Below are 16,656 nucleotides of genomic sequence, written 5' to 3' on the forward strand. Positions count from 1 at the left end.
CGAAAATACATGATACTTATCATACTCGGAACAACTTGACATTTTTTTAACAGTTCCGCAAACGGAATGCCATTTGATACTTGCTTGTAAAGGCAGAAAGAACGCCTTACCTTCATATTATGAGCACAAAAATCCGCGCTATCATTACGGGCGCCACCGGTATGGTGGGCGAAGGGGTACTGCACGAAGCACTGCTTCATCCCGATGTGGAAAAAGTACTGGTCATTAACAGGCGACCATGCGGTTATACGCATCCGAAACTGGAAGAGATCATTCATAAAGATTTCTTTAATATCACGCCCATTGCCGACCGGCTCAGAGGTTACAATGCCTGCTTTTTCTGCCTGGGCGTGTCTTCTATCGGCATGAAGGAGCCCGAATATTATAAAAGCACCTATATTCTTACGCTCCACGTAGCCGGCGTCCTCAGTCAGCAAAACCCGGATATGACTTTTTGTTATGTATCGGGCAAAAGCACAGACAGCTCCGAAAATGGGCGGTTAATGTGGGCCAGGGTGAAGGGCAAAACGGAAAACGACCTGATGAAACTCCCTTTCAAAAAAGTGTACCTGTTCCGCCCCGGTTTTATGAAAACGACCCCGGGACTAAAAAACACGCTGCCCGCCTACAAATATGTAGCCTGGATGTACCCGATCGGTAAAACGTTGTTCCCGGGCAGTTTCGGCACACTTCGCGACGTAGGACTGGCCATGATCAACGCAGTACAAAAAGGATATCCTTCGCAACACCTGGAGGTAAAGGACATCGCGAGGCTCGCGGCTATTTGAATATTCTCTTTTTTTAATGTATCGTTGCAGCAATTAAACCCGTTAACGCCATGTTCTTGTTTGGGAAAGCCGCTGTAGGCACATTATACCTGCATAACAATCAATGTATTAAAACCGATTTCATACTGATAGGGTTCCCCGTTTTCCCGGTGGCCTCGTATTACCAGTTAAGCCAGGAGAAAGGTATTCCCATCCCTCTTCACCTTAAAAGTGTATTGTATGCTTACGGCCGTAACCTTTTACCCCTGGTAGGCCTGGTCATGATGCTGACGTGGCCGCTGCAAAACCCGCTTGCGCCTATCTCTCCCATCATTCCCATACTCGGCCTACTCATCCTGGCGCTCAGCATATTCTGCTGGTTCACCGCACGCGGTCCTAAACCGGATGAAGTAAAAGTGAGAGAAGCGCTTGAAAAAGCAATAGGTTACAATATGCTGCCGCAACAACTCCCCGAAGAACTACGTACTGCTATCTTCGACGAATTGATATTAAAGGTGAACAAGGAATTTGGCTTTCGTCCGCTGGAGGAAATACTGGTGAGTGAGGAGTATAATACGCTGCTGTACTGCGCCGCCTACTACATGGATAAAGTGCAGCCGAACAGTGTAACAAGCGAGTTTCTGCAAAAACATCAACTTTAAATAAAAGGCTCCGGGTTTGTTCAGTTACCCGGTAACGTTTGCCGGCATCAAGGTCCCGAAGCTTTACCAGCTGCAGGTGCCGCAATCTTCTCCTATACCAGGGCCGTGATACCCGGCAAACCTAAAGCTCCGTTACATCCAACACCGCAAAGTCAAAACAAGCCGTAAACAGCCGCTGTTTAGTACCCCCGCGATGCAGTTGAGCGGGCATTACGGGCATCCGGATGATGGATCGTAGCAGTATTGGCAGGTTTGCAATAGCTTGGATGGCAAATAAGTCATTGTTATGCAAACTCCCCTGTTCCTGTTACTCGTGCTGATCGCCGCACTGTTTACCGCCTGCTCTAAAAGTGATGGTAACGAAGTAGCCGCCAAAGATTTCTTCATGTCGGGCACCTACGATGGTAAGAAGTTTGACTGCACGCTGGTAAACCCCATTGTTGGCGGCGGCAGAATAACTATACAGGGCATTACCGCCAGTGGTCAGAACATCCTGATCAAAGTACACGCCGAAGCTGCAGGTTCGTATAATTTTGGCGACGAAAGCATAGCCGGCAAGGCCTTTATGGGATACACCGACAACTCCGGCAATCCGGGTACGCATACCAACTACGCCACATGTGGCCCCCCGGTAGTTATAGGCTACTCCGGTGGCAGTGTTAGCATTAAGAGCTTTGGCATTTCGGGCGGCATTATTGCAGGCACGTTCCAGGCTACGCTGTACGACGATCGCAATTGCGAACTGGTATCGAAAGAAATCAAAGGAGAATTTCGCACGCGCAGGCTGTAAAATAAAAACAGCCGGACCAAACGCCGGCTGCCTGTTGTTCATAGCAATATGTAGATGTTACTATCTTAAGGTACCACCGGGAAAGCTACTATACGCAGCTTCGAACAACCGAATGGTATTAGTGTAATGGTTTGTGCTTCACGCTCCACTTCGCCCTGGTACACGTCGACGCGTGTGGTTACCGGTTGTATCGCCAATCCTTCCACTACTTTCCATTCTGGTATACGTTTACCTTTGGTGGTAATGGTGATGGGCGCGCTGCTGGCATTCCAGGTGAAATGTGCGGGCATGGGTTTCGTTTTTACTTCCAGGTACTTAACCGGGTCTTTCACTACTTCCCTTGGCAGGCCGTAGTTCCAGGCACTTGTGGGCCGTATCTCGTAATACTTTCCTTCTTCTTTGATGGAATCTGTTTTCCACTGTTCTTCTATCTTTAACGCATACACGAGCGGGCCACGTTCTACTGCCCTGGAGTTCTTCGCCCAGTTGCTCGTTTTCACTTCCATCGGGAACTGCAGCTGCACCTGGTCGTTGTTGCTCCAGTTGCGATCTACCTTAATAATGCTGCCAGCTGCGCCTTTCGCAAAGGCTTTGCCGTTTACCAGTACCGTAGCTTCTTTACACCATTCCGGCACGCGCAACGATAATGGGAAATTTACGTTTGTTTTTGTGCTGATGATAAAACTGATATCACCACTAAAAGGATAATCTGTTTTCTCCGTGATCGTTACCGGCGTATTGCTTTTACCCACTTTCGCCGTTACTGTACAGGGACTGTACAACATCGCCGCCAAACCCTTGTCGGCCGTGCCGTAAAAGAGGTTAGCCGTGAACTTCGTCCAGCCCTGGTGCATATTGGCAGTGCAGCAGGTGTAACCTGCATAGGGGCCAAACACGTTATTCATTCCCCTGTCGAAAGGCAGCGAGAACTGAAACACACCACGTGTAACCTGTACCTGGTTGGCCACCATGAAGTACTGCCGCGACATGAAATCGTCGGTGATCTGTCCCGGTAATGCGTTAAACGTCATGCGTTCGATAGCATCCGCATACCACTGGTCGCCGGTTACGGTTAATATTTCTTCCAGCGAGAACATACTTTCAACCGTGGCACAGAGTTCCACACCCTGACCCGGATCGTTGCCGTGCAGGTCTTCATCGGCTGAGAACATGCCGTGTGGCAGTCCATGCAGCGTCATAATATCACGGAAGCCCGTTTTCAGGGAATCGAGGTACGTTTTATTGCGGGTGGCCTGGTAATAAATGGCAGGCAGTTTAATGCCCATACCCACGTTCACGCCGTGGCGGTCCATCCAGGCATGACTGTTTTGCTGTGCGGCCGCATCCATTACCCAGTTACGTTCGCCCAGGTACTTTGTCCATGGCGTGGTTTGCACATAAATAAGATCGCCGAGCTGCAACAGGAATTTATCACCGGTGATGCGGTACAACCAGTAAATGCTCATCAGGTTATCGCCGCCGCGTGAGGTAGCCCATTCCGTCCATTTGCCCAGCGGACATTTATTGAGACTGGCAAGCTGATAGCGAAAATACTTCGTCATAAACGGGATCACGCGCGGATCGTTGGTAGCGGTGTAATACTGCTGTAATACTTTCAGCATCACCATTCTGGGCCACCAGTCTTCACCGGCGGCGCAATCGTCCATTGTTTTTTTACCGGCCAGTTCCTCTTTGGTCAGCGGGCCAAAGAAGCCCGAAGGCCGTTGATGGTCCAGCGTCCAGTTAATGTAACGGAGTACCTTTTGTTTCAGGGCAGCATCGTTTAACTGGTAAGCCAGTGGTACAGCACCATCCAGCCAGTAAGGCGTTTCTTCCCATCCATCTCCTTTTCCTCCCAGCCAGCCGTTATTGTCGCGCACCTTCCAGTAGTACTCGTCGAGGTGGCCGGTAGCACCCTGCCTCATGATCTGTAACTGGTCGAGCAGCCAACCCGCAGGCTTAACCGCGCCCAGTGGCAGGGGCTCGTATTTTAACGGCTCAAGTTGCCGGGCCGTTCCTTGTAAGTAGCAGCCCAGCAATGCAGCAGCCAGTATCTTTTTAAACATGGACCTTATTTTTTACCCGTCAATTGTTTGATGAGGTCAACTTCCTGCTGACTGTACGGCGTACCGTCTGTGCGGAAAATATCGTGGAACCAAACCTTAGGTTCAGCACCGTCCGGCATTGGGGTATCCCAGGCGTAAATGGTATTCGATTTACCCGCTACAAAACCCCAGTTAATAGCAGCAATTTTCTGCTTTTTAAGGATGGGCATAATGTTATCGAAGCGGCTGCCACGGGTGCGGGCCATGTATTCCGTACAGATCAGCGGCCGGCCGGTTTGCACCAGGAACGAGTCGATCCAGCGCTGGTGCTGATCTTCAGGGGCGTAGTTGTGGTAAGTGATCACATCCGAATTTTCGAGCTGAAACTTGTTCAGGTCTTTCAGGTGTAACGCCCAAACGCCTGCAGACAGTGGCTGCGAAGGATCTACCTGGCGCCCCCAGGTAAAAGTTTGTTTCAGCAATGGCATACTTTGATTGCCATAACCCGAGTTACCTGGTTCGTTGTATAAGTCCCAAAGCAAAATGCGGTCGTCGTTGCGGAAAGATTGCAGGATATCCTTCACATATTTCTCCAGCATTACGCTGGAAGTGAGGTCCATAAAAGAAAGCAGGCCAGGGTCCTGTACCCATCCAGAGTTGTGTACACCCGGTTTAGGAGCAGGTTGTTTACCCGTTTTGTAAGTATTGTTCCAGCAGTCATCAAACAGCACGAACACCGTTTTCACTTTATGTTTGGCCGCGATAGAAAGGTAAGTATTGATACGTTTTTTAAACCCGGCAGCATCCGCCTGCCAGGCCAGATGATGCAGGTATACACGCATTACGTTCATCCCGATACTTTCGGCCCAGCCCAGTTCCTTATCGATCTGCGCGCTGTCGAACGTTTCAGCCTGCCACATCTCCAGCTGGTTAATGGCGTTGCTCGTGATATAGTCTGCACCGGCCATCCAGGGCAGTTTGGCGTACCAGGCATTGGCCTTTTCCTTACTCCACACCTGCCTTTCCTTTTTCTGGGCCATGGCGTTTAAACCTGCGAGCATGCTACATGCTAAGAGAATTGTCGAAAATTTCCTCATCTTAAAAAGAATAGTTTTTAGTGATAATCAGGACCGGGGGCAGGCTCCCGCCTATGTATACACGACACTGAAGGGTACAGGTAGCTGTTCATAAACGTGGAATTCTTGCCTTTTGTGCTGTTTTGGCCCGTCTGTAAAGGAAATATTAAAAACCGGTCTGCTCTATGCAATATGTTTCAAAATTTCGGCAAAATGTTTCATTTTACCTATAGCTGATAAGGATTCCGGGTAAAATTTAAGTGTTAGACCGACAGTTGTAAACCTTCCTGATTCCCCGCTTATGCAACACCACTGCGAAAAACAGGATAGTGCAGGATGGTTTATCAATATGAAAAGAATAAATTTATCACTGTATTTAGCCCTGTTTTGGGGCAGTTTCAAAAGTATTTAAAACTGATAGTATATCACCAAGATCCGATCGTAGCCAGGTTTAGCATGTAGAATAGTGAATCAATCAAAAACGACCAATTTCATCCCTGGCAGGAAGAAATTTGCAGTAGAAAAAGAGGGAAAAATGAGTACAAAAAAAGGAGTCAGTAAATACCCTCTCCACCGTCGGTTAAACGACCGGATCAAAAGTCCTGAAACAGTGGACTGCAGATGCATACATCCAATTTACCAATCCAATATATCCATCAAAAATAAGGCATAAAAAAATCTACGCAAACGATTGCGTAATTGATGAAATAATTGATCATCAAAAGCACTATGTTTGAATTATTGAGCGATAGAAATTGTGCGTAACAACCAGCGTAGCAAGAAACTATAGAAGGCGACAAACTCAATACTGATAAGCATTAGAGGCTGGCAATAGAAGCAAGAACACGTTATTGAATTTCACACGTTATAGATTTTCGTCGGTATGTTTTTACCGCATGAAAACAAAAAACTGATTACAATGTACAATCAACTTTATCCCTTTCTGCTAAGTCCATGGCTATCGCAGAACAAGCAACCGGAGCGTCAGCCATCCGGTTTTACCAGGCCAGCAAAAACGGGGGAAGCCTCTTAAATATTCCGATCCAAATTATTGTCAATTAACATTTCTTGATCCACGATGAGAAACTTGTCTTATAGATCAGTATTACTTACATCCCTGATAGTTTTAGCCTTCGGCTGTAAGAAAAAAGCCTGGGATGAGTACTATGGCCGGCCCGACGACCTGGAGCCGCCTATTTACCAGGTACTGGAAAAGAAAGGGAACTTTAAATCCCTGCTGGCAGCAATCGACAAAGCCGGCTATAAAAGAACACTGTCGGGCGCAGGGTACTGGACATTCTTTGCTCCTACCGATTCTGCCTTCGACGTTTACTTCAAGGCCAGTAACATTAGCGGCATTACAGCGCTCGACAGCGTTGCCTGCCGCAAAATCGTTACCTACTGCCTGGTGTACAACGCCTTTAAGAAAGAACGTATGGGCGACTACCAGGCCAACACTGGCTGGGTGCCTAATACTGCTTTCAGGCGTCGTACCGCTTACTACAATGGGGTTTACGACGGTGTAAATACGCAGGGCCAAACTGTAAAAATGATTGCCAGCAACCGCAACAACAACGGTACAACATTTTATGTGGATGCAGACAACAACAACAAATACATTCCTTACTTCGTAGATAACTTCCTGGCCGGCAAAGCCCTTACCGCCGCCGATTACAACTACTTTTACCCTAACACTGCACTTACCAGCTTTAACGTGGTAGACGCTGTGGTTACGGAAAAAGACGTTCCGGCAGAAAACGGCGTGGTGCATGTGGTAAACAAAGTTATTACCGCCTTGCCGGGCCTCGACGAATACATTGGTACCAACCCGAACTACAGCGAATTCAAAAAGCTGTTCGACAAGTACCTGTTAACGTACGCCATTAATGCTACCGCTACCAACAACTACCGCATTGTAAGCGGCAACGCGGCAGACGTGTACACGAAGATTTACAGCAACGCCCTCGGTTTTTCGCCTAACAACGAGAACTTCCTTAAACTTACTGATAATGACGGTCAGCAGAACAGCTACAGTATGTTCGTGCCGAACAATGCATCGTTTACCGCTTACCTCAACTCCGTGCTGCTGGAAAACTATACCAGCATCGACGAGCTGCCTATCGGCGTTGTTTATGATTTCGTAAACGCGCATATGTGGTTAAACGCAGTGTGGCCCAGTAAATTCGCTACAACGTTCAACGTGCTGGGCGAAGAGGCCAGGTTTGATCCGGGTGTAGATGTGGTAGACAGGAAGATACTGAGCAACGGTATGTTTTATGGCACCAGTAAAGTGCAGGAAGCAAACGTGTTCAGCAGCGTGTACGGTAAGGCCTACCTCGATCCGCAGTTTTCCATGATGACAGGGCTGCTGAACCAGGAACTGAAATTCCAGATCTCTAACATCCGCCAGAAATACACGGTACTATTGATTAACAACGCCACCCTCAATGCGGCAGGCTTCTTTGCTGATCCCAGCGTAGATAATAACCCCGCTTACCAGTGGCGGTATGTTCCACCAGGCGGCGGGTCGGTGCTCACCAGCTCTTCGGCACTGGTACGTTTGTTACGTGTACTTAACCTGCATGTAATTCCGGGTGTGGATGTAAAAGACCTTTCCGGTTCCGGTGTGGCCTTAACCTACGGCGGTGAGTTCGTTCGTTATGAAAATAACAAAGTATGGGCTGCAGGCAACCTCGATTCACTCAGGCCGGTAGACAAACTGGTGACCAAAACGGCCAAAAACGGTACTACCCACAGCTTGAGCGGCGTACTGAACTTCTCCGAAACCTTTATTGGTAAACATATAGAGAAGATCGGCAGTCCTACTACATCTGCCTACAATTACTTCTGGCAATACCTGAGAAACTCGTCGATCTTCACCGCTGCCACCGGCGACATCCTTAACATTGCGGCGGGCACACCTTATACCATCTTCATTCCGGACAATGCCGCCATACAGAAAGCCGTAACAGAAGGTATGCTGCCGGCAGGCGCAGGGGGTGTTCCCAACTTCAACCCGGCGAGTCTTGCGGATAAAGAACTGGTGAATAGCTTCATCTACTATCACATCCTCAATAAAAAATCGGTAGCTACCGATGGCCAGGAAAGCGGCTCATTCGAAACACTGTTCCGTGATGGCGCCGGCGACCCCACCTCCATTTTCGTGGATAACAGCCTGGCCAACGCCATGGTACTTACGGACATGAACAACCGTAAAGCCAACATCATACTGGCGCAGAGTAACTACCTGAGCAACCGCTGTGTGATTCACCTGATCGACAACTATTTAAAATATACAGAATAATACTACCAGGTATGCTGAATTTTATAAAAAAGATAGCTTGCATATATGCGCTCATCGGCCTTTCCGCAGCCGTCGCTGTAGCGCAACAGCCCTCTGCCGAAGGCACGCTCGTAAAGGGTAAGGTGCTCGACTCCAAAAGCAGGGAGGCCCTGATTGGCGTTTCTGTAGCGGAAGTAGATGCAGACGGCCGTATCGTAAAAGGTACTGCTACCGACGTGGAAGGCAACTTCATTCTGAAAGTGACTAATACCAAAAACAAACTTACCGCTTCCTATATCGGCTACCGCACCAACTCGCAGCCAATTGCGGGCAAAACCACCGTCAACTTTATGATGGTGAGCGGTACGACGGACCTCAGTGAAGTTAACATCGTTGGCGGTCGTATGACTGGCAACGGTTTACTGCCCATTAAAGAACGTAACTCCACCCTCTCCATTTCAAAAATCAATGCAAAGGAGCTGGAGGAAATGCAGGCCGCCAGTATTGACCAGGCATTACAGGGAAGGTTAAGCGGTGTCGACATCACAGCTTCCAGCGGCGACCCCGGTGCGGCGATGAACATCCGTATACGTGGTGTTTCATCTATCAGCAGCACCGGCAACCCGATGATCGTAGTAGATGGTATGCCTTTCGAAACAGAGATTCCCGGCGACTTTAACTTTGGCGCAGCAGATGAACAGGGTTACGCGCAATTGCTGAACATCTCTCCCGCCGATATTAATACCATCAGTGTACTGAAAGATGCGGCAGCCACTGCAGCCTGGGGTTCCCGCGCGGCAAACGGCGTACTGCTGATCACCACCAAACGCGGTAACGTTGGTAAACCCAGCATCACCTATACCTTCAAAGGGTCGCAATCGTACCTGCCAGATGCTATTCCATTGCTGAACGGCGACCAGTACTCCACCCTTATTCCCGAAGCGTACATGAACCGTACCGGCCTGCCGCTTAGCACCACTGCCACCCGCGAGTTCAACTACGACCCTAACGATCCTTACTGGTATTATAACTATAGCAACAATACTAACTGGATAGATGCGATTTCCCGTACAGGTTACCTGCAGGACCACAACATCAGCATGAGCGGTGGTGGTGAAAAAGCAAGGTATTTCGCCTCTACAGGTTTCTTCGACCAGAAGGGTACCACCATTGGTACGGGACTGAAGCGTTTGAACACCCGTATCAACCTGGACTACTACATTTCAGAAAAGATAAGGATCTTCACCAGCATCGCTTACACGCACACCGATCAGCAGCGCAGTTACCTGAGCAGCAAAGACGGTGCTATCCGTGGTATGGCTTATATCAAAATGCCGAACATGAGCGTGTTTGAATTCGACGAGTACGGCAATCTTACCCCCAACTACTTTTCGCCTGTCAGTAACGTACAGGGTACTTATTCCCGTATTTATAACCCGGTAGCCATGGCCACACAGGCCAAGTACGACATTGGCGGCGACAGGGTAGTACCCAGGTTCCAACTGAACTACGACATCGTTAAAGACATTCTCAAAACTACCTTAGACGTACAGTTCGACATCAACAATACTAAAAACAGCAGCTTCCTTCCACAGATCGCCACCGGCCGGCCTAACACCGAAACCGTGGTGAACAGGGCTTACGAAGGCGATATCGACATCTTCAATATCAACACTAAGTTTGACCTGGTTTTTACACCACAGTTTAAGAAAGCACCAGATCATCACCTCATCACCTTCCTGAGCATTATGGGCGCCGACGCCAAATCAGTAGGCCAGGAGTTAATGACATCCAACACTGCCTCTTCTCTCATTACTGATCCAAGCGCGCCTTCGCGTACACAGAATGAAGAACTGGCAGTAGTATCCGGTGTTTCTCAAACACGTTCGGTTGGCGCGGTAGTTACTGCGCAGTACGACTGGAAAGAAAAATATATCGTGAACGCTACCCTCCGCGGCGACGGTAACTCAAGGTTCGGCCCCAACTACCGTTACGGCCTGTTCCCTTCTTTTTCTGCTAAATGGAGAGCCTCTTCAGAAACCTTCCTGAGTGGCATTAAAAACCTCGACGACTTAGCGTTCCGCGCCAGTTATGGTCAGGCAGGCGAAGCGCCCCGGTACGATTACACCTTCTACAACCGTTACTCCACCTACGCCTGGAGCTACCTCGGCGAAAGCGGTGTTTATCCAGCCAATATGGAATTGAAGAACCTGCGCTGGCAAACCATTCACGGTAGCAACGTAGGGGTGAACATGTCGATGTTCAACGGCCGTTTCCGTATGGACGCCGACATTTACCGCAACCGTACAAAAGATCTTTACTTCGATAACCTGCAGATCGGTTCTTACAACGGTTACACCGGCACCAATATGAACGTGGGTACGCTGGACAACCAGGGTTGGGAAATAGCTGTATGGACTACCCCTATCAAAAGAAAAGACTGGAGCATTGGTTTCGACTTCAATATTTCCCGTAACGAAAATATCATCCGCGAGATTTCCGAATTCTATCCCAGCAGCAAAGGCGATGTAACCGCACAGGGTGAGTACATGCGTTTACTGCAGATCGATAATCCTTTTGGCTCCTTCTACGGTTACCGCTACAAAGGCGTTTATACCGACAAAGACGCTACAAGGGCAAAAGGCGCATCGGGCAAACCGATCGAGGGCCCTAACGGCCAGCAGATCTACATGCGCTTTAACTATCCCACCATCGATTACACCTTCCAGCCAGGCGATGCTATTTACGAAGACATTAACCACGATGGTAACATCAACTACATGGATGTGGTATACCTTGGTAACAGCAACCCTAAACTGTCTGGTGGTTTCGGTCCGTCTTTCAACTGGAAAGACAAACTTCGTGTTTCCACCTTCTTCAACTTCAGGTTGAAATACGATATCATCAACGGTACCAAGATGAACACCAGCAACATGTTCTACTTCGATAACCAGAGTACTGCAGTACTGCGCCGCTGGCGTAAAGAGGGCGATGTAACCGACATTCCCCGCGCCGTAATTGCGGGTGGTTACAACTGGCTGGGTAGCGACCGTTACGTAGAAAACGCTTCCTTCTTACGTTTCCGCACCATTACCGCCCGCTGGACATTCGACAAAAAATTTATCGCCAGGCTTAAAATGAAGACCCTGAGCGCGTACATGACAGCAGAAAACCTCTACACCTTTACCAAGTACACCGGCCAGGACCCTGAGGTTACCGCCACCGGTTCCGATCCGTTCAGGATAGCTTACGACTACTCCATGACACCGCCGGCAAAAACGTTTACCATCGGTTTAGTAGCAGGTTTCTAACAACAAAAAATGAAGCAGACAATGAAGAACAAGATATTATATACATGTTTACTGATGGTAGCGCTGGGCGCTTCCTCCTGCAGCAAATGGCTGGAGCTGAAACCCCAGGATGGCATTGTGCGCGAAGAGTTCTGGAAAACAAAAGAGCAGGTGGATGCCGCCGTTACAGGCATATACGCCTCTATGCTGGGCACCGGCACTTCCACTCCCCTCGCCGAGTTACTGTTTATCTGGGGCGAAGCCCGTACAGACATGGTTACACCAGGCTTCAGGGCCAGCAGCAGTGAGAACGACATCGTGAATATGAACATCCTGCCCACCAATGCCTTCGCCAACTGGCGCACGCTGTACGCCACGATCAACTATTGCAATACCGTTATACAACTGGCGCCTGGTGTATTGGCAAAAGACAACACCTTCACACAGGCACAACTGGACAGGGCCATGGGCGAAGCCTATGCCATCCGCGGCATGTTGTACTTCTACCTCGTAAGAACATTTAAAGATGTTCCTTTAAAACTCGACGCCACGATCAGTGATGAGGACATCAGGCCGATGGCTAAATCCAGCGCCGACAGTATTCTAAACCAGGTAGTACTCGACCTGAAAACTGCCGAGCCGCTGCTGCCACTCACTTACGGCAACCAGGCAAAAGATAAAGGCCGCGCCACCCGTTATACAGTAAACGCCATATTGGCCGACGTATACCTCTGGCGTGAAAAATATGCAGAATGCGCTGCAGAGTGCGACAAAGTGATCAACTCAGGCAGCTTTGGCCTGGTAGGCACTTTCACCTCCATGTTCGACGAACTGTTTTTCAGGGGTAATTCCGCTGAAGCCATTTTCGAATTGCAGTACGATGCTCAAAAAATCAACACCTTTCACCCGATGCTGCTGAGCAGCACCCGCAGGTGGGGAGCAGCACCGCACCTGATCGAAGAAGTGTACGGCATAGATGTTATTAACGCCGTTCCGATCGTAGATAAACGTGGCGACGGCTGCTCGCTTCGCGCCAACGACCTTACCATCTGGAAGTACATGGGTGCTAACGACGCCGGCTCTGCCCTTAGAGCAGCAGAACAATCGTACGCCCACTGGATCTTTTACCGTTATGCTGATATACTGCTCATGAAAGCAGAGGCCATTAACCAGATGGACCAGCCGCTCGAAGCATCCCGCCTGGTTAAATCCATCCGCACCCGCGCCAATGCACTGGACTTCGGTATGGTAATGGACAGCACCGATAAACAGGGCATGGAAGAATACATCCTGCAGGAACGCCAGCGTGAGTTTGCCTTCGAAGGAAAAAGATGGTATGATGTAGTGCGCAATGCAAAACGTAACAACTTCGCCAACTTCCGCTACCTCACCGATATGGTGGGCATTAGCATACCAAGAGAGCGCCAGCAGGTGGCCTTCAACAAACTGAAAGACGAAAACAGCCTGTACTTCCCAATATTCCTGTACGAGCTGCAATCGAATAAATTACTGGTGCAAAATCCATTCTATAAATAAATTAATTCCCTGTTATGAAAAATAACCTTTCATACATCCTGGCTTTCGGTTTACTGTCGTTCGTTTTCGCTTCGCAGTCGTGCCAGAAAATGGATATTAAAATAGAAACAACCGGCGATGTGAACATCGTAGGGTATCTTGAAAAATACCCCGATTCCTTTTCGCTGTTCAAACAGATACTTGACCGTACAGAAACCTCCGCGTTCCTGAATGCGTATGGTGCCTATACCTGCTTCGCTCCTACCAACACCGGCGTAAAAACCTGGCTCACCAAAAAAGGTGCAGGCTCTGTAGATGCGGCCGACCTGGAAACATTAAAAGACCTCGTAAGGTTCCACCTGTTGCTGGATACCATTACCACCTCGTCTTTCAAAGACGGTAAACTACCTGTGCCCACCATGTTCAGTCAGTACCTGGTAACGGGTGTAAGTAATAAGGGCGGGCAGTCGAGCTACCTCATTAACAGGCAGGCACTGGTAACCCAGTCGAACATTAAAGTAGGCAACGGTATTATTCACCAGATCGACAACGTGCTGGAGCCTTCAACCATTTCGCTTGTTAAACAGCTTGAAGCCAAACCAGAGTATTCCATCTTTGTACAGGCCATTAAAGAAACAGGCTTTTACGACAGGCTGAATACGGTAGATCCGGATACCTCTAAACGCTGGCTCACCCTGATCGCTGAAAGCAACCAGGCACTGGCCGACAGTGGTATTACCTCGTACGCTGCGTTAAAAGCCAAATACTCTAAAACCAGCAGTCCTGCCAATGCAAACGACAGCCTGCACATGTATATCGCTTACCATATACTTGACGGTGTAAAATTCCTGGGAGATATTATTACCTCCCCCGCTCACCAAACCCTGCAACCACAGGAAGTGGTGAGTACGCAGTTACTCAATTCAGAAGTAATAGTAAACGAAGATGAATTTAATGGTGTAGTAGAAAAAGGCGTAACCCTTATCCGCAACACCAGCGACAATGCAGCTACCAACGGCGTTTGGCATGATGCGGGTGCACACTTCTCTGTAAAATACCGTAAACCGACTGCGGTTTATTGGGACGTGAGTTCTTTCCCTGAAATCATGAAACTGGCCGCCAACTATAAAAAAGCAAGCTTTACCTGGACACGCCAGAGCGAAGCCAACCAACCCATTAAGGATCATTACTGGGGATGGGGTACACTGGCCAGCACCAACATCTTTACTTACAGTTACAGCACCACTTCCAGCGTTACCCGTTACGCCGTAAATTTCGACTGTAACCAGCTGCCGCTCGGCTTGCCCAGCAGGCCTATCTGGTGGGAAATGATGACCCCTCCTATTATCAAGGGTAAATACAAAATCTGGATCTGTTACTCCCGCAGCAAACAATCATCCAGCTCTAACCAGCTTTGCCAGGTTACCGTAAACGGCGAACTGATGCCGCGTACTATCAACTTTACCGATCTGCGTCCTAAGGGCAGCGATGCTGAACTGGAAGCTATTGGCTGGAAACAGTACACCGAATGGCGCGAATACCGCACCGACTCTAACTATGCAGGCAAACTGGTAGGTACTTACGAATTCATGACCACGCAGAAACAGCAGATCAGGATCATTCCTATTACCGGTACACAGAACAACAACTTCATCGATATGATCCATATCATTCCGGTGGATGAAAACCAGGTGTTGCCAAGGTTCTCTACAGACGGGTCTAAAAAGTATTTCTAGTTGCCAGTAGCAGCATCATTAAAAAATATTCGAACAATGCGTATCAACATCTATAAAATATTACTCGCCGTTACACTTGGAAGCACCGCCCTTAGCGGTTGCGAAAAGTGGGACGAGCACAATACCGTAAACGACGCATCACTCAAGAAGGACCTCATGGCACAGATAAGCGCCGATGGTTCACTTAGCAAATTCGCCGAGCTGCTTACCAAATCGGGCTACGATAAAGTGTTATCCTCTTCAAGGACCTTTACCGTATTTGCCCCCACCAACGACGCGCTGGCCAGCCTCGACGCTGCCATCGTTAACGATACTGCGAAACTGAACCGCTTTATCGCCAATCACATAGCTGCGCAAACGTTCTACACCACCAGTGCAGATACTACCCTGCGCATTGCCCTGCTGAACGGCAAATACGCCGACCTGCTCGACAAAAAAATAGAAAACGCTACCATCACAGTTGCCGATAAACAAGTGAAGAATGGTGTACTGCAAGTTATCAACCAGTCGATGCCCGTACTGAGCAACGCCTGGGAAACACTGGAAACCAACGCCGCCATTCCTGCCAAACAGAAAGCTTACATGCTTTCCCTGTTCCGCAACGTGTTTGATGCTACCAATGCGGTAAAAATAGGGGTAGATGCGACTACAGGCCTGCCCATCTACCAGCCTGGTACCGACTCTGTTCGCACTAATATTTTCTGGAGAAACGTATACGACCTGCGTAACGAGCAAAAGAAGTATTCCCTTTTCGTACTGGCAGATGGTGCCTGGGATGCAGAAATAGCGAAATACAAACCTTACTGCAACGGCAGCACGGCCGACAGTACCACACTGTTAACATCCTGGACGGTAGTAAAAGACCTGGCCAGGGATACGGTGTACCGCGATGCAGAACTGCCCGACACTATTCTTTCCAAATTCAATGTGAAAGTACCAGTGGGCAAACTGAACATCGTACAAACCATTAAAACCAGTAACGGTAATATTTATGTGATGAGCAAAGCGGACGTAAAACCTTCCGACAAACTGAAACCTTACGTAATAGAAACGGAGAACTGGCGCACCATGAGCGCAGAAAAACGTGGCAACATGTACATACGCGACCGTGTGAACACCCTTACCGGTAAAATGTTCCGCGATGTACTGGCCAACGGTCATGGTACGGCCCTGTTCAACCTGGGTTACCGTATTACAGATGTATACAGCACAAAATACAGGGCTTACTGGGTGGCAGTAAACGACGTAATTACCAACACCTTTACCCAGAAAGTGGGTATAGGCGAAGCTACAGCGACCTTATTGCCGTATGTGAACGTTGCACCAAACGTATACAGTGAAGTATACCTCGGCGAGTTTACACTGGCCAACTACCAGTCCGTACTCAATATTTACCTCACCGCAGCCAACAGTACCTCCGCAACTGCCAATGTGCTTGTATGCGATTACATCAGGCTGGAACCTGTATTTTAAACTGACAGCATGTACTACT

At 48.7% G+C, this 16,656-nt stretch carries 10 protein-coding genes; 8 read left to right on the forward strand and 2 right to left on the reverse strand.

The features are described 5' to 3' along the window. Positions 1 to 119 precede the first annotated feature (119 nt). The 3 genes from QZT80_RS03605 (at position 120) to QZT80_RS03615 (ending at position 2,219) form a co-directional block, all read left to right on the forward strand. Positions 120 to 788, forward strand: coding sequence for an NAD-dependent epimerase/dehydratase family protein (locus QZT80_RS03605; protein WP_295117797.1), 669 nt, complete (start codon positions 120 to 122; stop codon positions 786 to 788). 50 nt (positions 789 to 838) lie between these two features. Beyond that, positions 839 to 1,429 carry a hypothetical protein gene (locus QZT80_RS03610; protein WP_295117800.1) on the forward strand — a complete coding sequence of 197 codons (591 nt, stop codon included), beginning with the start codon at positions 839 to 841 and terminating at the stop codon, positions 1,427 to 1,429. A 286-nt stretch (positions 1,430 to 1,715) separates the two neighbouring features. Continuing rightward, entirely contained in the window at positions 1,716 to 2,219 is a 504-nt protein-coding gene (locus tag QZT80_RS03615) for a DUF6252 family protein (protein WP_295117803.1), read from the forward strand. A gap of 65 nt (positions 2,220 to 2,284) precedes the next feature. Here the strand turns inward: QZT80_RS03615 and QZT80_RS03620 are convergent, their stop codons facing one another. Beyond that, positions 2,285 to 4,285 carry a beta-L-arabinofuranosidase domain-containing protein gene (locus QZT80_RS03620; RefSeq protein WP_295117806.1) on the reverse strand — a complete coding sequence of 667 codons (2,001 nt, stop codon included), beginning with the start codon at positions 4,283 to 4,285 and terminating at the stop codon, positions 2,285 to 2,287. A gap of 5 nt (positions 4,286 to 4,290) precedes the next feature. Then, a complete protein-coding gene (locus QZT80_RS03625; protein WP_295117809.1) occupies positions 4,291 to 5,361 on the reverse strand; it encodes a cellulase family glycosylhydrolase in 1,071 nt (356 codons plus the stop codon). A gap of 1,057 nt (positions 5,362 to 6,418) precedes the next feature. Here QZT80_RS03625 and QZT80_RS03630 point away from each other — a divergent pair. From QZT80_RS03630 to QZT80_RS03650, 5 genes are read left to right on the forward strand one after another with little or no spacing between them, the layout of a single operon-like run. Then, a complete protein-coding gene (locus tag QZT80_RS03630; RefSeq protein WP_295117812.1) occupies positions 6,419 to 8,644 on the forward strand; it encodes a fasciclin domain-containing protein in 2,226 nt (741 codons plus the stop codon). Positions 8,645 to 8,655: 11 nt separating this feature from the next. Next, positions 8,656 to 11,934: a SusC/RagA family TonB-linked outer membrane protein gene (locus QZT80_RS03635; RefSeq protein WP_295117815.1), complete on the forward strand. Its 3,279-nt coding sequence runs from the start codon at positions 8,656 to 8,658 to the stop codon at positions 11,932 to 11,934. A 21-nt stretch (positions 11,935 to 11,955) separates the two neighbouring features. After that, complete coding sequence (locus QZT80_RS03640; RefSeq protein ID WP_295117817.1) at positions 11,956 to 13,449, forward strand: RagB/SusD family nutrient uptake outer membrane protein; 1,494 nt, start codon at positions 11,956 to 11,958, stop codon at positions 13,447 to 13,449. 14 nt (positions 13,450 to 13,463) lie between these two features. Then, complete coding sequence (locus tag QZT80_RS03645; protein WP_295117819.1) at positions 13,464 to 15,164, forward strand: fasciclin domain-containing protein; 1,701 nt, start codon at positions 13,464 to 13,466, stop codon at positions 15,162 to 15,164. Positions 15,165 to 15,200: 36 nt separating this feature from the next. Continuing rightward, positions 15,201 to 16,637: a fasciclin domain-containing protein gene (locus QZT80_RS03650; RefSeq protein ID WP_295117822.1), complete on the forward strand. Its 1,437-nt coding sequence runs from the start codon at positions 15,201 to 15,203 to the stop codon at positions 16,635 to 16,637. The last annotated feature ends 19 nt before the right edge of the window (positions 16,638 to 16,656 follow it).

Origin of the sequence: uncultured Chitinophaga sp., from assembly GCF_902168175.1 — a bacterium.
In the GTDB taxonomy this organism is placed as follows: domain Bacteria; phylum Bacteroidota; class Bacteroidia; order Chitinophagales; family Chitinophagaceae; genus Chitinophaga.